The following is a 22,577-nucleotide window of genomic DNA, read 5'->3' as shown; positions in this document are numbered from 1 at the left end:
TGCTTGTTATTCGAGCAGAAAAACTAAAACCTAATTGTTTTAAACTGATGAAAAAAGGATTACTATTTGTGGCTGTGATTGCTGCATTTTATACAACAAAAGCACAGGATGCTCAGGAACCAAAAAGTATTGGAACAACTATTTTGGACAGAGTTAGAGATGAGAAATTAAGTATTGGTGGATATGGTGAGGTTCATTACAATCAGCAAATTAGTGGTAACACTCGTTACAATGGAAATATGGATGTTCACAGAATGGTATTGTTTTTTGGATATCAATTTAATGATAAGACTTCGTTTGTTACCGAAATTGAATACGAACACGTAAAGGAGTTGTACGTTGAGCAAGCATTTCTAAACTATAATGTTCGTCCAAACACAAGTTTGAGAGCAGGTTTAATGTTGGTGCCAATGGGTATTGTAAATGAATATCACGAACCAACTACTTTTAACGGTGTGGAGCGCCCGAGTGTGGATAACAGCATTGTTCCGACTACATGGCGCGAAGTCGGAGTTGGACTTAGCGGGCGCATGCCTTCATTTCCTGTAAAGTATCAATTGTATGTAATGAATGGTTTTATGGGATACAATGGTGCAGGTGTTCTTAGAGGTTCTGATGGATTTAGAAAAGGTCGTCAGAAAGGGGCTGAATCTACATTTACATCACCTTCTTTATCTACTAAATTGGATTACTATGGAGTAAAAGGCTTAAATATTGGTTTGGCCGGATATTTCGGAAAAACTCAGTCATCTGCCTTTAATGGATTGGATAAGAATGATGATTTTGCTGAGGAAGCTGCAGATTCAACACGTGTTGGAATAAGCATGTTTGGTATGGATGTTCGTTACAAGGTGAATGCTTTACAGTTAAAAGGTCAGTACATTCATTCTTTTATCAGTGATGTTGAAGCGTACAATGATAAAACAGGTAAGGATCTTGGAAAGCAAATGCAAGGTTACTATTTAGAGGCAGGATATGATTTATTAGATGGTAAAGAGCAGGCTTTGGTTCCGTTTGTACGCTACGAAAATTATAACACACATCACAAAACGGCTGGGAATATGGTTGCAAACAAAGCTTACGACCGGGAAGAGGTATTCTATGGAGTAAGTTATCATTTGGCAAAGGGAGCAGTGGTAAAAGCTGATTACCAAATGTCTAAAGATGGTAATGATATGAAAAATAATTTTGTGAATTTTGGTGTAGGCGTTTGGTTCTAGTACTAACGCAATTAAAATATTTTACTTCAAGGCATTTTGGGTTTCCATTGTGCTTTGAGGTTTTTCAAGTAAAGGAGATTTGTTGATGAAAAGATGGATAAATATTATTCAGCTGGTAGTTGTTTTTGTTTTGATTCATGGAACATTTACTGCAAATGCAAGTGAATTCCCTAAATCCATACAGAAAAAAATAGATAAAGAAGTTCAAAAAATATTCCCCGTTGAAAATTTGATAATGGATGATATTGACAATCTAAATCTGGATGCTTTTAATTGTGAAGGGGTAAGGGATTTACATTTGAGTACACTTAAGAAGGCGGATAAATTAATGGGTTTTGCTTGTTTTGCGTCATCAAAAGGGAAGAATGATTTTTTCGATTATATGGTTCTGTTCAATGAAAATCTCGAAATTCAAAAAGTAGTGGTACTTATTTACAGATCTTCCTATGGCGGCGAAATTATGGCTAAATCGTGGTTGAAGCAGTTTATTGGAAAAATAGGAGGAGAGGAGATGGAATTTGGAAAAGATATTGATGGGATTTCCGGAGCCACAATTTCAGCTCCGGCAATGGCTAAAGGTGTAAAAACTATTAGTCTGCTTTTAAGTCAGCTAAAAGCTAAAGGGGAAATTTAAGCTGGAAAAAATAAATGCTCAATTAATATTCTTAATCCAATAAGAATTAGAACTATACCGCCGATTGTTTCAAATCGATGACTCATTTTACTGCCAATTTTCTTGCCCAGCAACATTCCGAGCATCGAAACAATAAATGTTACTATGCCAATTACGATTGCTGGAACCCAAATAACAACATCAATAAGAGCAAGGCTTAAACCTACCACCAAAGCATCTATACTTGTTGCTACAGAAATTCCTATAAGTACCAGCAATTTTAACGGGTTAAAAGAGCAATCTTTTTCTTTGGCAGTTATACTTTCATAAATCATTTTACTTCCCATTCCTGCAAGCAGAATAAAGGCTGCCCAATGATCAAAATCTTTGATTAAATCCTTTAACTCCCATCCGGTATACCATCCTATAATTGGCATTCCTCCCTGAAAAACAGCAAGAAAAACAGCAATTTTAACAGCTTGAAAAAAATGGATTTTTTTAATAGCCAATCCACTGCAAACCGAAGCAGCAAATGAATCAACAGAAAGTCCAAGGGCAAGAAGAAGAATGCTTAATAATTCCATGTAATCGTATTTTTTGGACTGCAAAGATATGTGCTTCGTATTTAAGAGTCGTAAAAAAAGCAATTTCCGGAAAAGAAATTGCTTATTTAAAAGTATTCTAAAAAACTAAGCCGATTTTAAGGAGAAAATGAATTTACTCCCTTTATTTTCTTCACTTTCAACCCAAATTTCGCCACCGTTTTTCTTCACAAATTCTTTACAGAGAATAAGACCCAGACCACTTCCGGTTTCTTCCTTAGTGCCATTAGTTGTAAAGTTACAATCCAATCGAAAAAGTTTATCCTGATTGTTTTTACTAATTCCGATACCATTATCTTTTACCGAAAGATGAATAAAATCACCATCTAATACAGAAGACAGGAATATTTCGCCATTTTCATCTGTGAATTTTAATGCGTTGCTAATTAGGTTTCTAATTATGGTGTTTACCATGTTTATATCACCAAATGCTACCGTGTTGGGTTGTATATCTGAAAATAATTTTATTGATTTATCTGCAGCTTTTAATTTGAAAAGAGCAAGATTGGATTGAATTAATTCGTATAAATTAATTTGAGTTGGTGTAAATTCAAGTATTCCACGTTGATCATTTGCCCATTGCAAAAGATTTTCAAGTAGTGTAAATAAACTGTTCGCAGATTCATTAATGTTGGCATTATACTCTTCTATGAGCTCTAAATTTTTTCCTTTCTCTACTTCCGATTTTATCAGTTCCGAAAATCCTAATATGGCGTTAAAAGGTGATCTTAAATCATGTGCAATTATTGAAAAGAACTTATCTTTTGTAGCATTCATGATTTTTAATTTGGAATTGGAATCTTCCAATTTGCCGTTTATAATTTTAATTTGATTGTTTATCTTAATTTTAGAGCGAAAAAGGATAATTATTAGAAGGATAACAGCAAGCGCTAAGAAAGAGAAAATATAAAGGTATTTCGCTCTCATTTTTTCTTGTTCCAGTTTTTCTTGAGTAAATTGGTTTTTCACTCTTAAAATTTCATTCTCCTTCTCTTTTTTTTCAGAATCAAACTGCGTTTGAAGTTCAACTATTTTCTCTGTTCTTGATTTTTGTTGTATGCTATCCTTAAGAGAGTTGTATGCTATCATGGAGGAATAGGCTTTTTGGTATTTCCCTGTTTTATTGTAATATTCAGCAAGGAGCTTCAATAAATCACTTCTTTTACCTTTTGTCTTTAATTTCTTAGTTAAAGAAATTCCTTCTTCAAGATACTTATATGCCTGATTAAAATTACCCAAGCTAAGGTGTATTTGAATTAAGGTCTCCAAATTATAAATAATTTCAGTTTCAAGATGTAATTGACGATTGGTAGATAATGATTCGCGCAGGAATACAATTGCCTTATCTGTATTCCCCATTTTAAAATAATTTTCACCAATATTATTCAGACACAATGCAATGTCTGCCTTATTATTTGCCTTTTTATCGATATCAAGACTTTTCTCGTAAAACAGTAATGCTTTATTGTAATCTGAATCGTTCTGGTATATAATTGCTAAATTATTATAAAGAACGGATAGAGTGTCATCATCCTTTAGCTCTATCGCGATTTCCATGGCTTGATTGTAATAGGATATTGCCTTCTTCCTTTGATTCTCATCGGAATAAATATTGGCCATGTTAATGAGAAGACTTAGTCTGGTATCATTGTCGTACTTTACCTCTTCAAATTTAAGCGCTTCTACATATTTACTCAGCGCTAATTCTAAATCGCCTCTTTCATAGTATATTTCCCCGAGTCCGATAAGATTATTAATTTTATTTTTGTTACTCTTGATTGCCTCGCATATTTCCAAAGATTTATTGTATTGGATGATTGCGCTGTCGTATTTGCTGGCTAATACATAATAGTACCCTAAACAGGAATGTACTCTGCCAATACTTAAGGAATCATTTATTATATATGCGATTGATTTGGCTTCATCAAGGACTTCTTTTGCATTTGTCAGATCTCTGTTCACAGAATAATTGTAAAAACATTCAATCTGCGAATTGATGATCAATTTTTGGTTATTACTCTTTATAGATAGTTGCAGCGCTTTATCTGAAAAATAAATTGCACTATCAGTTTTTACCGTATAGTACTTCCTTGATTTAGTCAGATATTGTTCTATCTTAATACTATCCTGATTCTTTACGCCATCTGAAACTCTATTTGCAAATAGAACATTGGAGAAAGAAATAAAAAAAAGCAAAGCAAGTGGTAGGGGAAATTGCATTGTGGTTTTGAATCTTAAGTTTGGATGCTATTATTAAATTAGATTGTTTTTAATTGTTGGTTAAGGTTTTATTTGTTGATATTATTTATTCTTAATTGTCTAATAATGAGTCGAAATATAGTAATATTAATTAGAATAAACTTGGTTGAAATAATAGTATTATTATTTTGATAGATGACAAACGGAATGTATTAGACACTTTGTTTTTTTTTTGTAAAAAAACGTTTTGAATTGGATAAAGATTGTGATTAATACGTAACCAATTTCTAATATTTTTTTTGATAACAGATCGGTTTAGGCGAAATTGGCCCAGAGACTTTATGCCTTTAATTGTTGGAGTTTAAGTACTTTGCGAAAAGAAAATAAGCCGGAATTCTTTATTGATGTGTAAATTGATTTGGAATGACAGAAAATAAATTATTTAGACGAATTCTGAATTGATAATTCATACAACGGAAACAATTTGCAAGAAAAAATGAATTGCTTTTTTGCAGATACTTAATTGTATCGAAATATTTTTTCAGGAAAAAATATTCACACTCAAATTCTTAATTACAGACGGTACTTTCCTTCATCTGCAGTACTTGTAAACGAAGCTAAGATACCATCAAATTGTTTTGAGTTTTAATTTTGAATATCTCTTCCTGTAATACTAAAGAATAATGTTTTGGCTGATATCTAATGCGGTTACAGAATGGGTGAGAGCACCAATTGAAATAAAGTCTACTCCCGTTTTGGAAACTCCGGCAATCCTCTCTAAATTCATATTTCCAGATGCTTCAACCAAAGCTTCGCCATTAATGAAGTCAATAGCTTCTTTCATTAATTCATTACTCATATTATCGAGCATGATGATATCTGCACCTGCAGCAACAGCTTCTTTAACTTCATTTAAGTTTGTTGTTTCTACCTCCACTTTAATATCCGAAGGAATTGCTTTACGAACCTGTTCAACAGCGGAGGTAATGCTGCCGGCAATCTTAATGTGATTGTCTTTAATCATTACCATATCATATAAACCAATGCGATGATTGGTTCCTCCGCCCATTTTAACTGCATATTTGTCGAATGTCCGTAAGCCGGGAACTGTTTTTCTTGTATCCAGTATTTTCACCTTTGTCCCTTTAGCTTCGGCAACATATTTAGCTGTTTCGGTAGCAATACCCGACATTCTTTGCAGTAAATTTAAGGCTAGTCTTTCGCCGGTTAAAAGGGCCCTGAATGTTCCTTTTATTTCAAGAATAACGTCTCCTTTTGATACCCGGTCACCATCTTTAATTTTTGGATTCCATTTTAAATTTGCATCCAATTTACGAAACACCATTTCGGCAATATCCAAACCTGCAACTATACCATCAGCTTTTGCTGTCATACTTGCAGTCGCGGATGTATTTTCGGGGACTATATTATTTGTGGTAATGTCACCACTTCCTATATCTTCCTGAAAAGCATGATTAATGATGAGTTCAATTTCCTGAACGTTGAATCCTGATTCTTTCATATTTGATAATTTAATCTTGAGATCGATGATCTACAGGAACAAAATAAATTTCTTTATTAATTTGTTGAATCGAGTGGGTAAGGAATCTTGATTTTTCTTTTGGGAAATCTTCTCTGTAATGACCTCCGCGACTCTCTTGTCTTGCCAATGCTGCAGTGGTTAGCAGATGACATACTTTTATAAGGTTTTGCAAACGAACGCTGTAATATTCATAAGCTTCAAAAGGAAAACTATTTTCGATTGATTCTAAAAGTGAAATAACTTCCGTTAATTCTGTATGGTTTCGTACTATTCCTGCCTTTAAATTCATCTCATTTGCAATTTCATTGCAATGATTTAGGAATGATTGTTCCAGATCTGCATTAATATGCAGTTCGGTCTGATTTAAGGGAAACGGATCGGTAAGCAAATTAGTTTCCCTGGCATGATCGACAGCTCTCTTGCCAAAAACCAAACACTCAAGCAATGAGTTTGAAGCAAGTCTGTTGGCGCCCATAACTCCTGATGAAGCTAATTCCCCACAAGCATACAGTCTCGATATATTGGTTTCAGCGTGTATTCCGGTTTTAATTCCTCCAACCATATAATGCGCTGCGGGAGCAATTGGAATTTCCTGAGTCATATCAACACCTGAAGATTCGCAATTTTTATTAATAGACGGGAAACGATTTTTTATTTTCTCTCCATCAAGATGTTTAAGGTTAAGAATCACATGATTGCTTCCGCTTTGTTTCATCTGATTGAAAATGGACCGGGCAACAATATCGCGGGGGGCTAATTCGGCTAACGGATGAATTGCCGGCATGAATCGTTCTCCTTTTGAATTTAAAAGATGAGCACCTTCACCGCGAACAGCTTCGCTAATCAGAAATGTATATCCTTCCTTAGAATAAAAAGAACTGGGATGAAACTGAATGAATTCCATATCAGCTATTTCGGCACCGGCCTTATAAGCCAGATTGATTCCATCACCAACCGTAGTGTGCGGGTTTGTTGTTCTTTGATAGACCGCAGAAGCTCCGCCCGAAGCAAGAATCGTATTCTTAGCTTCAATTAGGAGATTGGTATTGTCGGTGATATTGTAGCTTTTTGCTCCGGCGCAAATTTTATTTTCAACAAGTAATTCAAAAACCATATGGTTTTCAAATATCTCAATGTTGGGATTGTTCACTACTTGTTTAATCAAAAAAAGAGTCATTTCTTTTCCTGTTGAATCACCACCGGCATGAAGTATCCGCCTTCGGTGATGCCCTCCTTCAAGTCCCAAAGCCAGTTTGCCGTTCTCTTTATCGAATTGCATGCCCAAATCGATTATGTCCTGAATACGATCCGGCCCCTCGTTAACGAGAATTTCCACAGGAATAAGGTCACACAAACCACGGCCGGCGGTTAAAGTATCTTCTAAATGATATTGAGGGAAATCTTCAGGATCGGTTACAGCAGCAATGCCTCCCTGCGCATAGTATGAATTGCTAACATCAATCTTCGACTTAGTTAAAATGGCAACTTTCCCAAAGCGGGAAGCATAGTAGGCCGAATATAAACCAGCCAATCCACTTCCGATTACTAAATAATCGAACTTTTTGTGTAGCATTATTAAAAATCTTGGTTCGTGCGAAATTAGGGAATTTCATTTTATTTCGGTGCAAAATTATACGAATTTTAAAGAACAGGAACAGTATTTGTTGATTTTTTATGTGATAATGCTCTTTTAAGATTCATGAAAAGCTAAAAAGAGGATGTCCAGAAAGTAAAATTTCACTTGAAAACGTCATGTTGAGCGGAGTCGAAACATCTGTTTTTCAAAGATAAAGATTCTTCGACAGGCTCAGAATGACAATAAGATTGAACTTTTTGGACATCCTCTTTGAAAGTTTCTTGCTATTTAATGAATTCCGAAAGTAATTTTCGAACCGAAGCGACAGATTCAACTTTGTATTTTGCTGCTGTGTTTTTAAGTCCAACCTTTATGGTATGAGTCGATTCCGGAAGTTCACGGAACATGTATTCATCAGTCCAGTCGTCTCCTATGGCCATCACAAAATCAAAATTCTGGTTTTTAAGAAATTGCATAGCTGCAATCCCCTTGTTTATTCCACCGCTTTTCACTTCAATTACTTTATTGCCTTCTAATATTTCTAGGTTGTGATTGGCGATCATTGTGGTTAACTCGTCCCGAAGCTCATTCGCTCTAAGTTCTCCTTGTTCCGGTTCTGCCTTTCTGAAATGCCAAACCAGCGAATAGTTTTTTTCTTCGATAAAAGACCCTGGTGTTTGGTCAACAAAAGTTTCTAAAGTAGGACGAATATTTGGTTTCCAGATATCCGAAGCATTGCTTAGCATTTTCCACTCTTTTTGATTTTTTCTAAGCCAAACACCGTGTTCAACAATCAAATTGATTTTGTGTCCGTCGAACCATTTTTCCAGACTATCCCTGTCCCGGCCACTTATAATTGTAATTACATTACGAGGATCTTCTTCCAGTTTGAAAAGAATTTTATGAAGCTCTTCATCCGGTTTTGCATCATTTGGGTTCGATCTGAAGCCGGTTAGCGTTCCGTCGTAATCAAGGAATATGGCTCTTTTTTCTGAAGAATGGTATTTCGAGCTAAGGTTTTCCATGATTTTACTATTAATTTTCTTCGCATAGAATGAGTTTTGGATTTTTTCAACTTTTGCTAAAGATTTTACAAACTCACTGGACCATTTGAAAACATCATATCGTTTTATCCTGTCCTGAAGAAAGATCATTCGTTCCCGCTGCTCATCAAGCGGCATGATTAAGGCCTGATTAATAGCACTTGCAATTTCGTTAATATTGTTGGGATTAATTATCAGAGCTTCCCCCATTTCTTTGGCAACACCTGCCATTTCACTTAAAATGATAACACCTGTTCTATTTGTTCTTGATGCTACATATTCTTTCGCAACCAGATTCATTCCATCGCGCACAGGCGTTACCAGAGCAACATCACATGAACTGTATAATTCAATCAGGTTTTCGAAGGGCAGCGAACGGTAAAAATACCAAACCGGCGTGTAATTAATACTCCCGAATTTACCATTTACAGTTCCAACCAATTCATCCACCTCTCTCTTAAGGTTGATATAGTGTTCTACGGTTCCACGGGATGGTACCGCAAGCATTATCAGTGTTACTTTGCCTATAAATTCAGGATAATCTTCTAAGAATTTTGAGAAAGCCCGTAAGCGGTTTGGAATTCCCTTCGAGTAATCCATGCGGTCGATCGAGAGAATTAGCTTTCGTTCAGGCGAAACCAGAAAATATTTTTCCAGCTCACGATGAAGCTTCGATTTTTCCTGAAGTGGTTTTTGAAATGTTTGAGTTGCAGCATCTCTAAATTTATCGTAGTCAATTCCCATTGGAAATGAGTCAACAAGTATAATCCGGTCTTCGATGTGAATTTGGTTGAATGAAATCTCGTAACCCATTAAACGACGCACCGAACTGCAAAAATGTCTTTGATAATCGAAAGTATGAAAGCCTATCAGATCAGCACCCAGAATACCTTGTATCAATTCTTTTCGCCATGGCAAAATTCGAAAGACTTCAAAAGAAGGAAAGGGGATGTGGAGAAAAAAACCAATGGTAACACCAGGCTTTTTTGATTTTATCATTTCAGGAACCAGTAATAATTGATAGTCGTGAATCCAAATGGTGTCACCTTCCTCTATAGTTTCCAGTGCTTTATCAGCAAATTTTTGATTCACGCTTACAAAAGCGTCCCATAATTCATGATCGTAATCAATATATTGCGCGAAATAATGAAACAGCGGCCAAATAGTCCGGTTACTAAAACCATCATAGTACAAGTCTATTTCCTGTTTCGACAAATGAACAGACACACAATCTTCTTTAATTAATTCTTCTTCAATTCCTGCAGTTAATTGATCGTCAAGATCATCGCTGGGTAATCCCGGCCAGCCAATCCATTTTCCATTGTATTCTTTGTAAACCGACCTCATACCTGTTGCAAGCCCGCCAACACTCGGAATTAATTCGATGTTGTCATTTTCTACGTTAATACTAAAAGGGAGTCTGTTGGAGACAATGTGAATTCGATTCATAAAAAGGAAATTTAAATTTTGGTTTAAAAACAGTCTAAAGTCATGGAAAATCTTTATTTTCCGTGGAATTTTTATGGTTAAGCTCTAAAATAGCATTTTTTTATGAAGAATTTAAATTACGGGGTAATAGGAAATTGTAGAAGTGCGGCACTGGTTTCGGAAAAGGGGTCGTTGGATTGGGTGTGTTTGCCACAATTTGATTCATCTTCGGCATTTGCTAAGTTGTTGGATAAGAGTAAAGGTGGTAGTTTTGAAATTTTACCTGAGAGTGCAACAAATATAACACAGGAGTACCGAAAAAATACGAATATTTTAAAAACAAGATTTGAGTGTATCGATGGAGTTTTTGAAGTTTTGGATTTTATGCCCAGATATGTAACAGAGAAAAATGATTACTACATGCCTCCTGATGTAGTTCGTTTTTTTCGATTGGTTTATGGAAAACCAAAGTTTCGGATTAAATACAATCCTCAACTGGATTATGCCCGAAATACGACTAAAAATAAATTGTCCAGTGAGAAATTTATAAAATCGTATACTACATCAGGTAATTATGACTCGTTGTATTTGTATTCCAGTTTTAATGGTTCTGATATATTGAATCAGGAAGTCATTGAATTGGAAAAAGATGAATTTTGCGAGGTTAGTTACAATCAGAAGTTACTGGAACAAACACTTGACCGCATTTATTTGAAATTGCAGCGGACAAAAACATATTGGCTGAATTGGAGCGAAAAAACCAAAGTGTTGCCGAAATACAATGAAGAATCCAATCGGAGTGCACTGGTGTTAAAATTGTTGAGTTATCAGAAAAGCGGGGCTGTTCTGGCTGCATTAACAACTTCTTTACCCGAAACAATTGGGGAAGTTAGAAATTGGGATTATCGCTTTTGCTGGATTCGCGATGGCTCTATGGTTGTTAAGATTCTCACCCAATTGGGACATTATAATGTAGCAAAACGATACCTGAATTTTATTATGAATATTATTCCTGAGAAGAATGAGAAAATTCAGATCATGTATGGTATTAATGGTGAGAAAAAGCTTTCGGAATACGAGTTGGAACACCTTGCAGGTTATGAAGGTTCCAAACCCGTAAGGGTTGGGAATGCTGCCTACAAGCAAAAGCAGAATGATATTTATGGAATTTTGGTCGATCTGATTCATCAGCATTTCGAAATGTTTGAAAATTCTCTCGACCATAGTGAGGAATTATGGACTATTGTGAGAAGCATTGTGAAGGTTGTAGAGGAGAATTGGAAAAAGCCGGATCGTGGAATTTGGGAAATTCGTGGTAAAAGTCTTCATTTTACTTTTAGTAAAGTGATGTGCTGGGTGGCTTTCGACCGGGCAGTTAAAATCGCAACCCTTTTAAAGCGCGATTATTATGTAGGAAAGTGGACTGTGCTTCGACATTCGGTGAAAGAAGATATCATGAAAAAGGCATGGAGTGAAAAGAAACAGGCGTTCACCCAATTCTATGGCTCTGAGGATATGGATGCATCTGTATTGTTAATGGAGAGTTATGGTTTTATCAATGCCGCAGATGAGAAGTATAAATCGACAGTACTAACCATTCAAAACGAATTGGAACATGACGGTTTAATGTATCGTTATAAAAACAAGGACGATTTTGGGACGCCAAAGTCTGCCTTCACCATTTGTTCTTTCTGGTTGATAAACAGTTTGTATAAAATTGGCAGGAAAAAGGAGGCGAAAGAGAAATTTGATAAGTTATTAACCTATTCAAATCATTTGGGTTTGTTTGCTGAGGATATCGATTTTGTATCAAAACGAATGCTAGGTAATTTTCCGCAGGCTTATTCGCATTTGGCGATAATCGAAACAGCATTAAATTTTTCAGATTCTACTTTCGATGATGAGGATAGTTTGTTGGATCAGTTGAGTAGTTAGATATTCAAAATATTCTTAAAAAGAGCACCACAGCCAAACAATATGGTTTTGGTGTTTTTTTTATGGGGTAAATCAGGGAATAAATCTAAAAAAAAACTGGTTTTGTAAGATGAGTTTTGATGTTGAAATGAAACTATTTTCGAAGCAAACCAATAACTTCTTTTAGTGTGTTATTTTCATGCGTAAGAAGTTCCAATTCCTTTTTCAGAGCATTAATCTGTTGATTACCGGTTTCAATTTCTTTTTTAAGCTGGTCAACCTTTGGATGGTAATGTTCAATATCAAGCTCATTTGCTACAGCCTGAAATATATTTACATCCAGTGCTAAACAAATACTCCAAAGCCGGTCTACCTGCATTGTGGGGCGCTCCAGCATTTGATGTGCAGAAATAGGCCGCATACTAAGGCGTCGAGCCAACTGAGTAGGCGTAATATGTTGTTCCTTAAGATAATTTTTGATCATTTTCTGGATGCTAAAGGGAACATTGTTCTTCGTGGAATTCATATTTTGATCTTTTTAGTATTGCAATGCTAATCGAATTGATTACTGTTTGTGTATTTTAAATCAATTTTTATCTAAAATATAGAATAAACTTATAAAAAAACTATATGAATTAATAAAAATTAAAATTTTAAAAAGGAATAAAAATAAATATTGCTTAATTAAACAGAATGAATTAATAAAAAAACAGAATAAGATATGTATAAATTATAAAAAAGGAAGTAAAAAGAATAAATAAATTAGGGTAATAAATAAAAAGAGGATGTCCTTGGTTTTGGACACCCTCTTAAGAAATGGATATGCGATTATTTCACCAATAGTTTTCCCTTGTATATTTTTTCACCCGAAAGGTTGATGATATGCACACCGGGTTTCAATTGTTCCCGGTTTATAATCACGTTGTCTCCTGTAATGTTTTCAATAATCCGAACTACACGGCCACTTGCATCCACAACCACCAACCGGTATTTCTGATTGGTTTTGTTAGGGAAGACTACATTACTTTTGTTTACCAGTGGGTTAGGATATATCATTAGCTTTTCAACTTCTTCGCCCAGTTCATTAATTGCTGTAGCCATCTCAACGGTTATATAATTTTCTTTGGTATTGGTATTTGATGTACCATTTGTGCCGATTACTTTTAACGTTACGTCATAAATCCCTGCTTCACTATATGATACAGTAGGATTCTGCATCGTATTATCGTCAGCAGTACCACCTGCAAAATTCCATTCCCATGATGCAATTTCACCTGTTGATAAATCAGTAAAGCTAATATTATCTGCTGTTGTTGTGGTAGTTGAGTTTGCGGTGAAATCAGCCTTCAATGGAGGTGCAATATTTTCTTCATATCCAACTAGTGCTTTAATGGCTAATGCTGAATTGGCAGCATAGATATTTCCATCCGAGAAACTTTTCCATTCACCTTCATAGGTAAGGTAGGCTGAATTGTCCCAAGTAATATCTCCATCTAAAGGAAGATGATAAACTGCAAATGTATCAACTGGATTTTCATAAAAGACTTCGTAGCCAACAAAAAAGCTGGAGTTGACTTCAATAGGAGAGTCAAGAATAATTTCATTAAACTGTTGAGCCTGCAATTCGGAAAAAGCGATTTCTTTTGAATAAATTTCAGTTTCCGGTAAGCTTTCACCATTCCATATTTTTAAAGCTATTTTAGGATCTGAAGATTTCTGTTCTATTATAACTGGATTTAACTGAATACTCCGAACAACGTTTAAGTTTGGATTAACCATCTCAAATTTCTCAGCAAATTGAGACATATTATAACTGTTGTGTCCTGCTGTATATCCCCAAGATGTTGCTCCATTGAAAGAGTAAATTGAAAGTTTGGATTCATCTGTGTCTGTAACATTATAAAGTAACTGATCTCCAAAATCATCAGCATCCAGAACGGTAATATAAGCTGTTTTTGTTTCTGTGTCATTAAATGATTCACCGCCGACAGTCAATTTGACATTATAAGTACCAACAGTACTGTAGGTAACAACAGGATTTTGCTCTGTTGAGCTTTCAGGTGCTCCTCCCGGAAAACTCCAATTCCAGGAAGTTGGGGTGCCTGCAGATTGATCAGTAAAAGTAACTTCGGTTCCTACATTAACATTTGTGGAACTGGCTGTAAATGCAGCCTTAACCGATTTTACAACTATTGCAGATACAATTTCTTGTATGTTTTCACCGGCGCTGTTCTTTGCTTTTAAGGATACTTTGAAAGTACCGGCAGTATTGTATGCGATATCGCGGGGGTGTTCCTCTAAAGAAGTATTGGGCGTTGCACCTTCGAAAGTCCATTCCCATGAAGTAATTCCATCACCAATGGTACGATTCATGAAATTAATGGCATCATCTTTATAAATTGTGTCCTGAGTCATTCCAATAAGTGCAACAGGAGCAGCTGAGCTAAAGTCATCATCAGCTGTAAATATCCCATTGCCATGAGTTGCAACAGCAAAGAATCCATCTCTACGAGCTTTTATCATTGAAACAACGCTGGTTCCGATTTGGTTAATTGCTTGCTGTGTCCACGTTGTGGAAGTTCCTTCAAGCTTTGTTGTACTGTACAAACCGGTACTGGTACCCGCATAATAAGTAGTATCTGTAGGCGAAACCATAAATGCAACCGATCTTACAGACGGACCATTGTTAGTTCCGTTTATTTCTTCCAGATTTCCACTAACAGGAGTCCAGCTGGTTCCACCATCAGTCGTATTAAATATACTTTCAATTCCGTAATTGGAAAATCCGACCAATACTTCATTCGCATTTAAAGGGTTTGCATCAATAGAAATTACATTTCCAGCTGGCATATTTGTTCCTGTAATGTCGGTCTTCTTTGCCCATTTCGAGTGCGAATTTTCAATTTTATAAACTTTTCCTGTTGATGTTCCATAATACAGAATGTGAGCAGGGAAGGTTGAGGATTCCATTGCCGATACAGTTCCGCTTGCTTTTGAAATTTCCAGTTTTTCCCAATTTTTCGTGGCTTCATTGGGTTGTAGTTTTGGAATCTCAAATACATTGGAATTTCTCCAGATGTATTGTCCTGCAGCATAGTATAAAATTTCACTGTTGTTGGCATCCTCAATAAATGGATTGATAAACAATTGTCCGGTTGCACCCTCTGGATCAACACGGGTCCAGTAGTAACTTGCCTCATCTGTTACGTTATCTTCAAGGTAGGTGGTGCCGCTTTGCGATGAGGTGAGCAGGCTGTTGCCCAAATTAAAAATACTGCAGTAACTGCCGTCGCCAGACCCCCAGGCTAACCAATCTTGATCTGAATCGGAAGTTTCAGCAAGCCAGGTACCGTTGTCCTGAAATCCGGAAAGTAATACTTTGTTTGTTCTTATATCGTTATCAACAGCAACTGTATAAGCTTGTGTTGTTAAGTAGCCATTGTTCAGAAATTCCCAATCAACAGGCATGCTTTTGTCTCCTTCCGATTCTGGTTCAGAAAATGTATCGTCTGTTTGTTTATAGTTGTTCGTAATGCTTATTCCACCATCGTGTCCACATAGTAATGTTGCATTATCATTCTTAAATACTAATGCATGTACATCCGGATGATGATTTGGATATTGAGTAACGTTGTTTTCTGTTGCATAGCCTCCAATCCAGTAGGTTTTTGATTCATCAGTCGATTTCCCAACACTTAAAGGACTTGCTTTTGTGGCAAAAGCATCATCGGAACGAAGCAGATTAGTGCCGCCGATAAAAACCATATTTTCATTATCCGGAGCAACTTTTATTACCATATTGTAAGAACCCTGCGAGTTGTAATCATTTACATCCGTGTCTCCGTCGCCGCCTTCCGGCAGATTTTGTGACCGGTCTACCCATGTTGCCGGAGTTGTTGCGGAAGAATTATAAGTCAATTTCCAAAAACTGTGATTTTGAAAACCTGCTCCTGTTGTTTCACCTAAAATATAAACAATATCATTGGTCGTATTACTTGTTGCATGTGCAAGTACCACTCTGTTATAATCTGCAGGAAATCCACTTGGAGTAATGTCTTCCCAATCATTTAAATTTCCCGTTGAGGATCTGTAGATTCCTTTTGTTGTACCATCGGCACTTAAAGAAGCGTACTTAATCCCGCCGGGAGTACAGATAATATCTTCATAATAGGAATCAGATTCGATAACATCAGTCCAGCTGGTTCCGCCATCCGTTGAGCGCTTAATTCCATCAGCAGTTGCAACGTATACATCGCTGTTGTTCGGGTCAACGCATATGTTCCAGGCATAATCGAAAGGGTCATATATTTCAGATGTATTGGAAGTAGTAGATGTTAAAGATGTCCAGTTGTCGCCGTTATCGGTAGATTTAAACAGTCCGTTTCCCCGGTAAGGAGCACCACCTTCCGATGCTGAATTACCTATTAGTTCTCCGGTTGTATAATACCAGATTGCAGTGTTGTTTGGATCTTGTGCAATAGAAGTTACACTAGGGTGGTCTTCAAGCTTTGTTGTACGGGTCCAACTAACACCGTTATCTGTTGATTTCCACATTCCGCCGGTTATTCCTCCAGCAAGAATTATATTTTCATTTGCTATGTCAACAGCCAGAGCCCTGGTTCGTCCACCAACATTTCGAGGTCCGCTGTTGGTATAGCTTAATCCTCCTGTTTTTAATCTGCTTTGCAAACCTGAGGCTGAGGAAAGGACATATGCTTTTTCCAGTTCTTTAATGTTTAATGGGATCTGTCCCGTAAGAGGGTTTTTTAATATATTTCTTTCGTACAAGGCTCTGGCAATAGGATCATCCGCACGTTTTGGTTTTCCTGCTTCTTTATCAGCAATTTTAGCAAGCTTTCTTTTGTTTAGTGTTCTATTGGTTAATTCGTTGTATGTTTTCTCTGTTATTACAATGTTTTTAACTCCTAATACAGAGTATTTTTGTACTGTTAGTTTTCTATTTTGCGAAAGTATCGGAAAAGAGATTGTTATTGCGAGTAATATGGTGAAAATTGATTTCATCTGTTTATAATTTTTATTTTATGGTCAGATGGAACTTCCCATATAATGATCTCCCTTTGTGCAGAAAGCTTTATACATGGACGTTTCATATGTTTTGACTATTATAATGCAGAATACCTGCAAATTAAGTTTCCTTATTAAATTAGAGATATTTCCTGGCATTAATCATTTTAGGGCAGTTCTCCTGTATTCCAGGAACCAATATGATAAGGACTGCATTGAAATTAATTTTATTGTTTTATTTCTGATTGATAATCTACCAGTTTGTAAAGGGGCGTGTTGTGCACTCCTTCGATGCAGGATATTAAACAAGAAATGCTTTTTGCAGATTTCAAATTCATAAATTGTTGTTCTGTAATTTTTATTTGAATGCTTTGTTCCCTTTCGAAAGTCGAAGTAAAGCCTGCACCATAAGCTTTTATGGAAATCACTTTTCCGTTTAGCAGGAATTTATTGTTCTCTGATAAAAATTTAAAGTCACTTATTATAAGGGAACAAGTACCAGGGGCAATTTGTTTTTCCAAATGAATTGGTTTTTCTTTTTGATTAGAACCGGAGGTTTTCTCCGCTTGGCTGATTTTATTCGGGGGAGCACACGCTAATGTTAATCCCAGAATGGCAATAAGGGGTAAAAAATGTTTCATATAAGTTGTGATTTTGTTAGTTGTCACAAGTTATGAAAAATGTATTAGTTTTTACGTTGCACTTAAGCAAAAAAAAATACCCCCTTGAAAAGGAGGTATTCTATATTTAAGTTATTGATATTATTTGTGTTCCATGATCCATTTTTTCGCATTTACAAATGCTTCAATCCATGGTGAAACTTCGTCATCAATACGGTTCTCATTGTAATGAGCCCAGTTCCAAGGGTAAGTTGCTCTTTCCAGGTGAGGCATCATTGCTAAATGGCGGCCATCATTTGATGATATTGCAGCCGTTGCAAATGGCGAGCCGTTTGGATTGGCAGGATACTGATCAATGTTGTATCTCATAGGAATCTGATACTTGTCTTGTCCGTATGGCAAATCAAATTTACCTTCCCCGTGAGCAACCCAAATACCTAATTTACTTCCGGCTAAAGACGAAAGCATAATTGAGTTATTTTCCGGTATTGATACACTTACAAATCCTGATTCGAATTTGTGTGATTCGTTATGAAGAAGTTTTGGATGTTTTTCATGATCAGGATAAATTAATCCCAGTTCAGAAATTAACTGACATCCATTACAAACTCCAAGACTTAAAGTATCTTTTCGGGCATAGAAATTATCAAGAGCTTTTTTAGCTTTTTCATTGTAAAGGAAAGCTCCGGCCCATCCTTTTGCAGAACCCAACACATCTGAGTTAGAGAAACCTCCAACAAAAACAATCATGTTGACATCGGAAAGATCTTCACGTCCGGCAATCAGGTCAGTCATATGAACATCCTTAACATCCATTCCTGCCAAATGCATCATCCAGGCCATCTCACGATCTCCGTTTACACCTTTCTCACGAATAATAGCAGCTTTAACACCTGATTTTTCTTTTCTTTTTGGATCAATTCCGAATTGTTTAAATTTCCCTGTGAAGTTCTCATCGAATTTGAATTCCAGTTCATTCTCTTTATAAGATTTGAATCTTTCCAAAGCCAATTCTTTGCCTGATTGACTTCTATCCAAAAGATAAGAAGTTTTGAACCAAAGATCACGTAAGGAGGCGATATCAAGATCAATAACCTGATCTTCTTTTGATATTTGCATTTTTCCTGCTTCGCCAAGAGTTCCAATTACATGGAATTTAATTTCTTTACCGGCCAGATCCTTTGAAATAGTTTCAAGATCTTTCACCTGGAAAATAACACCAGGGTTTTCGCTAAATAAGACTTTAACCAAATCGCTTTCGTCAATCGATGAAAGATCAATATCAGCACCAAGTCTGTTGTCTGCAAAACACATCTCCAACAATGCTGTAATCATACCACCAGCAGAAATATCATGACCGGCAAGTACTTTGCCTTCCAATATTAATTGCTGAAGAGTTTCAAATGCTTTTGCAAAATATTTTGAATCCTTAACATCAGGAGTCTGTGTTCCTAATTTATTTACAATTTGAGCAAAACTACTTCCTCCCAATTGGAAATCATCTTTCGAGAAATCCATATATATTAAATGAGAATCAGCTTCGTTTTTCAGAACCGGAGAAATCATTTTATTGATGTCTGTTATTTCGCCAACAGTCGAAATGATAACTGTTCCAGGAGAATAAACAACATCGTCTTTTCCATATTTTTGGGTCATGGAAAGTGAATCTTTTCCTGTTGGGATATTGATTCCCAATTCAATGGCAAAATCGCTAATTGACTGCACAGCCTGATACAAACGGGCATCTTCACCGGCATTTTTACAAGGCCACATCCAGTTTGCAGATAATGAAACACCTTTAAGTCCCTGCTCAATTGGAGCCCAAACCATGTTGGTTAATGATTCGGCAATAGATAGGCGACTGCCATTTTCGGAATTTACCAAAGCGGCAATTGGTGTATGACCAATAGAGGTTGCAATTCCTTTTTCACCTTGGAAATCAATTGCTACAGCACCTAGATTATTCAAAGGCAATTGAAGAGGTCCGGCACATTGCTGCATAGCAACTTTACCGGTTACCGATCTGTCAACTTTGTTGGTCAACCAATCTTTACAGGCAACAGCTTCCAATTGAAGAACATTTTCGATGTATTCTTCTATTTTATTAGTATCGTATTCAACAGCTTCAAATTTTTCGTCTAAAGTTGAATCTGTCAAGACTGTTTTTGGTGGTTTCCCAAACATTTCAGAAAGACCAAGATCAATTGGGTTCTGTCCTGTTTTTTTATCCTCAAAAGTGAATCTCATATCACCGGTTGTTTCACCAACCTGGTAAATAGGAGCTCTTTCTCTATCTGCAATTCGGGTTAAAAGGGCAACATCTTTTTCTTTAATAACCAATCCCATTCTTTCCTGAGACTCGTTACCTACAATTTCTTTAGCTGAAAGGGTAGGATCACCAACAGGAAGAGCATTCAAATCAATTTTACCACCGGTTTCTTCAACCAATTCCGATAAGCAATTTAAGTGTCCGCCTGCTCCATGATCATGAATAGAAACAATAGGATTCTCATCTATTTCGGCCATTGCTCTAATCGCATTGCAAACCCTTTTTTGCATTTCAGGATTTGAACGTTGAACTGCATTTAACTCAATAGAGTTTGTGAATTCACCGGTTGCAACAGAGGAAACAGCACCACCGCCCATTCCAATTCTGTAGTTGTCACCACCTAAAAGAATTACTTTATCGCCTTTTTCAGGAATATCTTTTTGAGCTTGTTCCAATCTGCCGTATCCAATTCCTCCGGCCTGCATAATAACTTTATCGTAACCGTATTTTTTATTGTTTTCGAAGTGTTCGAAAGTAAGAACAGAACCACAAATAAGAGGCTGACCAAATTTATTTCCGAAATCACTGGCTCCGTTCGATGCCTTAATTAAAATTTCTTCAGGAGTTTGATACAACCATTTTCTGGCATCAGTAGCATTTTCCCATGAACGGGAAGCTTCCAGTCTAGGATAGGAAGTCATGTAAACAGCAGTTCCGGCCATAGGAACTGAAGCTTTTCCTCCTGCAATTCTATCTCTGATTTCACCTCCTGTACCAGTTGCTGCACCATTAAATGGTTCAACAGTTGTGGGGAAATTATGTGTTTCCGCTTTAAGCGAAATTACAGTGTTAATGTCTTTGGTTTGAAAGAAATCTGCTTTATCATGAGTAACAGGAGCAAACTGTTCCATTTTAGGTCCTTCTAAAAAGGCACAATTGTCTTTGTAGGCAGATACAATTCTGTTATGATTTAATTGTGAAGTTTTTTTAATTAATTGGAAAAGTGAAGATTCTTTTTCCTCACCATCAATAACAAACACTCCGTTAAAAATTTTGTGACGACAGTGCTCCGAATTAACCTGAGAGAAACCAAACACTTCTGAATCAGTTAATTTTCTGCCGATTTTTTCTGAAACTCCATTTAAATAATCAACCTCTTCGCTGCTGAGAGCCAAACCTTCTTTTTGGTTGTATGCAGCAATGTTTTCAATATTTATAATTGGTTCCGGTTGCTTTTCAATGGTGTAGATGTCTTGACCAATTTTTTTATAAGAAGCTTGCAGCATAGGATCGTATGCTGCTTTTTCGTTTTCCGCTTTATGAAATTCTTCAATGCGCAAAATTCCTGAAATTCCCATGTTTTGGGTGATTTCAACAGCATTAGTACTCCAAGGAGTAATCATCTCCTTTCTTGGGCCAATAAAAAATCCCTCTATCTCATCTTCTTGAATTTTTTCGGCATCTCCGAATAGCCAGGAAAGCTTTTCAAAATCCAATACATTCAATTGGTTAGTTGTCTGAACAACAAAGTGTACTTCGTCTTTTTTGAAGAATAGTATCATCTTAGAGTCTGCTTATGAAATTTATAATAATGGTTGAAACCTGTTTCAAAATGCAAATATAGGTAAAAGACTTTACACAATGTAACAAAAGGATCCTCTAAGCTTGTAGAATTGCTCTTTGCCCTTGAATGCAAAAAAAGTATGAAATGAGAATTGTGTCAAGCAACAGTTGTGGACGTGGTTTTTTGTACGGGTTAACTAAAAAAAAATCATGAAAATATATTTGTGTCCGGATATGTTGAGGAATAGTAAAATATATTTCTGTTTTATCGGAAAAGAGATTTTCTTTGATCTCGCAAATGCAGGAAGCGTTATGTGAGTTCATTAATTATGCAAAGGTTTGCATGAAGTGATTTCTAAATAAGAATTTAAGAAAGTAGTTTTTTTGTTATTTGTTTGATTATTAGGAGGAAAGTGAGAACTTGCAGTTTTTAATACATGTTGAAAAACAACTTTTATAATGTTACAGATCATTGATTACCGTTTTTCAAATCGATATTTTTGTAACCTTATAATTTAAAATATATCTATAATGAAACCATCCCATATTGAACATATCGGTATAGCCGTAAAAAGTTTAGAAGAAGCAATTCCATTCTACGAAAAGGTATTAGGATTAGAATGTTATGCAGTAGAAGAGGTAGTTGATCAGAAGGTTAAAACAGCTTTTTTCAAAGTTGGAGATACCAAAATTGAGTTGTTGGAATCAACAGATCCTGAAGGTCCGATAGGTAAGTTTGTTGCGAAAACAGGTGGAGGAATGCATCACATGGCATTCGCAGTAGAAGATGTTCAGCAAGCATTAACTGATGTTCAGGAAGCTGGTTGTGAAGTAATCGATAAAACACCTCGTAATGGTGCAGAAGGTTTAAAAATTGGATTTTTACATCCAAAATCAACTCAGCGTGTGCTGACTGAAATTTGTGGCAATAAATAAGGAATACTCAATAAATAATAATAACT

General features: G+C 36.1%; 13 protein-coding genes. 4 read left to right on the top strand and 9 right to left on the bottom strand.

Features of this window, described 5'->3' with window-relative positions:
- Positions 1-47: 47 nt before the first annotated feature.
- Positions 48-1,220, top strand: a complete 1,173-nt coding sequence (locus ACHZAX_RS14580) for a hypothetical protein (RefSeq protein WP_320019649.1) — start codon at positions 48-50, stop codon at positions 1,218-1,220.
- A gap of 85 nt (positions 1,221-1,305) precedes the next feature.
- Positions 1,306-1,854, top strand: a complete 549-nt coding sequence (locus tag ACHZAX_RS14575; RefSeq protein ID WP_101310561.1) for an FMN-binding protein — start codon at positions 1,306-1,308, stop codon at positions 1,852-1,854.
- Here the strand turns inward: ACHZAX_RS14575 and ACHZAX_RS14570 are convergent.
- From ACHZAX_RS14570 to ACHZAX_RS14550, 5 genes are all read right to left on the bottom strand, one after another.
- Positions 1,851-2,417 carry a manganese efflux pump MntP gene (locus ACHZAX_RS14570; RefSeq protein WP_320019648.1) on the bottom strand — a complete coding sequence of 189 codons (567 nt, stop codon included), beginning with the start codon at positions 2,415-2,417 and terminating at the stop codon, positions 1,851-1,853. The genes ACHZAX_RS14575 and ACHZAX_RS14570 overlap by 4 nt on opposite strands.
- Positions 2,418-2,522: 105 nt before the next feature.
- Positions 2,523-4,655 carry a tetratricopeptide repeat-containing sensor histidine kinase gene (locus tag ACHZAX_RS14565; RefSeq protein WP_320019647.1) on the bottom strand — a complete coding sequence of 711 codons (2,133 nt, stop codon included), beginning with the start codon at positions 4,653-4,655 and terminating at the stop codon, positions 2,523-2,525.
- A gap of 652 nt (positions 4,656-5,307) precedes the next feature.
- A complete protein-coding gene (gene nadC / locus ACHZAX_RS14560) occupies positions 5,308-6,156 on the bottom strand; it encodes a carboxylating nicotinate-nucleotide diphosphorylase (protein WP_320019646.1) in 849 nt (282 codons plus the stop codon).
- Positions 6,157-6,166: 10 nt separating this feature from the next.
- On the bottom strand, positions 6,167-7,750 hold the full coding sequence (nadB, locus tag ACHZAX_RS14555; RefSeq protein WP_320019645.1) for an L-aspartate oxidase: 1,584 nt from the start codon (positions 7,748-7,750) through the stop codon (positions 6,167-6,169).
- 287 nt (positions 7,751-8,037) lie between these two features.
- Positions 8,038-10,245, bottom strand: a complete 2,208-nt coding sequence (locus ACHZAX_RS14550) for a bifunctional alpha,alpha-trehalose-phosphate synthase (UDP-forming)/trehalose-phosphatase (RefSeq protein WP_101310566.1) — start codon at positions 10,243-10,245, stop codon at positions 8,038-8,040.
- A gap of 102 nt (positions 10,246-10,347) precedes the next feature.
- Between ACHZAX_RS14550 and ACHZAX_RS14545 the strand changes: the two genes are divergently transcribed.
- Positions 10,348-12,159: a glycoside hydrolase family 15 protein gene (locus tag ACHZAX_RS14545; protein ID WP_101310567.1), complete on the top strand. Its 1,812-nt coding sequence runs from the start codon at positions 10,348-10,350 to the stop codon at positions 12,157-12,159.
- Positions 12,160-12,292: 133 nt separating this feature from the next.
- On the opposite strand, the gene ACHZAX_RS14540 is transcribed toward ACHZAX_RS14545, so the two are convergent.
- From ACHZAX_RS14540 to purL, 4 genes are all read right to left on the bottom strand, one after another.
- A complete protein-coding gene (locus ACHZAX_RS14540; protein WP_320019644.1) occupies positions 12,293-12,664 on the bottom strand; it encodes a hypothetical protein in 372 nt (123 codons plus the stop codon).
- A 302-nt stretch (positions 12,665-12,966) separates the two neighbouring features.
- The gene (locus ACHZAX_RS14535; RefSeq protein WP_320019643.1) at positions 12,967-17,160 is read right to left on the bottom strand and encodes a PKD domain-containing protein; all 4,194 of its coding nucleotides are present in this window, start codon (positions 17,158-17,160) and stop codon (positions 12,967-12,969) included.
- 230 nt (positions 17,161-17,390) lie between these two features.
- Positions 17,391-17,804 carry a hypothetical protein gene (locus ACHZAX_RS14530; protein ID WP_320019642.1) on the bottom strand — a complete coding sequence of 138 codons (414 nt, stop codon included), beginning with the start codon at positions 17,802-17,804 and terminating at the stop codon, positions 17,391-17,393.
- 120 nt (positions 17,805-17,924) lie between these two features.
- Positions 17,925-21,614, bottom strand: a complete 3,690-nt coding sequence (gene purL, locus ACHZAX_RS14525; RefSeq protein ID WP_320019641.1) for a phosphoribosylformylglycinamidine synthase — start codon at positions 21,612-21,614, stop codon at positions 17,925-17,927.
- 532 nt (positions 21,615-22,146) lie between these two features.
- Here purL and mce point away from each other — a divergent pair.
- Positions 22,147-22,551 carry a methylmalonyl-CoA epimerase gene (gene mce / locus ACHZAX_RS14520; protein ID WP_101261400.1) on the top strand — a complete coding sequence of 135 codons (405 nt, stop codon included), beginning with the start codon at positions 22,147-22,149 and terminating at the stop codon, positions 22,549-22,551.
- Positions 22,552-22,577 lie beyond the last annotated feature (26 nt).

Origin of the sequence: Labilibaculum manganireducens (assembly GCF_963665805.2) — a bacterium.
Taxonomy (GTDB): domain Bacteria; phylum Bacteroidota; class Bacteroidia; order Bacteroidales; family Marinifilaceae; genus Labilibaculum; species Labilibaculum manganireducens.
Note: the sequence above shows the minus strand (reverse complement) of the source record. Positions and strands in the feature narration are given on the sequence as shown.

Excerpts from the sequence above, each read along its gene's own strand:
- ACHZAX_RS14580 (WP_320019649.1), top strand. The coding sequence starts at position 48 with ATGAAAAAAGGATTACTATTTGTGGCTGTGATTGCTGCATTTTATACA.
- ACHZAX_RS14575 (WP_101310561.1), top strand. The coding sequence starts at position 1,306 with ATGAAAAGATGGATAAATATTATTCAGCTGGTAGTTGTTTTTGTTTTG.
- ACHZAX_RS14570 (WP_320019648.1), bottom strand. The coding sequence starts at position 2,417 with ATGGAATTATTAAGCATTCTTCTTCTTGCCCTTGGACTTTCTGTTGAT.
- ACHZAX_RS14565 (WP_320019647.1), bottom strand. The coding sequence starts at position 4,655 with ATGCAATTTCCCCTACCACTTGCTTTGCTTTTTTTTATTTCTTTCTCC.
- nadC (WP_320019646.1), bottom strand. The coding sequence starts at position 6,156 with ATGAAAGAATCAGGATTCAACGTTCAGGAAATTGAACTCATCATTAAT.
- nadB (WP_320019645.1), bottom strand. The coding sequence starts at position 7,750 with ATGCTACACAAAAAGTTCGATTATTTAGTAATCGGAAGTGGATTGGCT.
- ACHZAX_RS14550 (WP_101310566.1), bottom strand. The coding sequence starts at position 10,245 with ATGAATCGAATTCACATTGTCTCCAACAGACTCCCTTTTAGTATTAAC.
- ACHZAX_RS14545 (WP_101310567.1), top strand. The coding sequence starts at position 10,348 with ATGAAGAATTTAAATTACGGGGTAATAGGAAATTGTAGAAGTGCGGCA.
- ACHZAX_RS14540 (WP_320019644.1), bottom strand. The coding sequence starts at position 12,664 with ATGAATTCCACGAAGAACAATGTTCCCTTTAGCATCCAGAAAATGATC.
- ACHZAX_RS14535 (WP_320019643.1), bottom strand. The coding sequence starts at position 17,160 with ATGAAATCAATTTTCACCATATTACTCGCAATAACAATCTCTTTTCCG.
- ACHZAX_RS14530 (WP_320019642.1), bottom strand. The coding sequence starts at position 17,804 with ATGAAACATTTTTTACCCCTTATTGCCATTCTGGGATTAACATTAGCG.
- purL (WP_320019641.1), bottom strand. The coding sequence starts at position 21,614 with ATGATACTATTCTTCAAAAAAGACGAAGTACACTTTGTTGTTCAGACA.
- mce (WP_101261400.1), top strand. The coding sequence starts at position 22,147 with ATGAAACCATCCCATATTGAACATATCGGTATAGCCGTAAAAAGTTTA.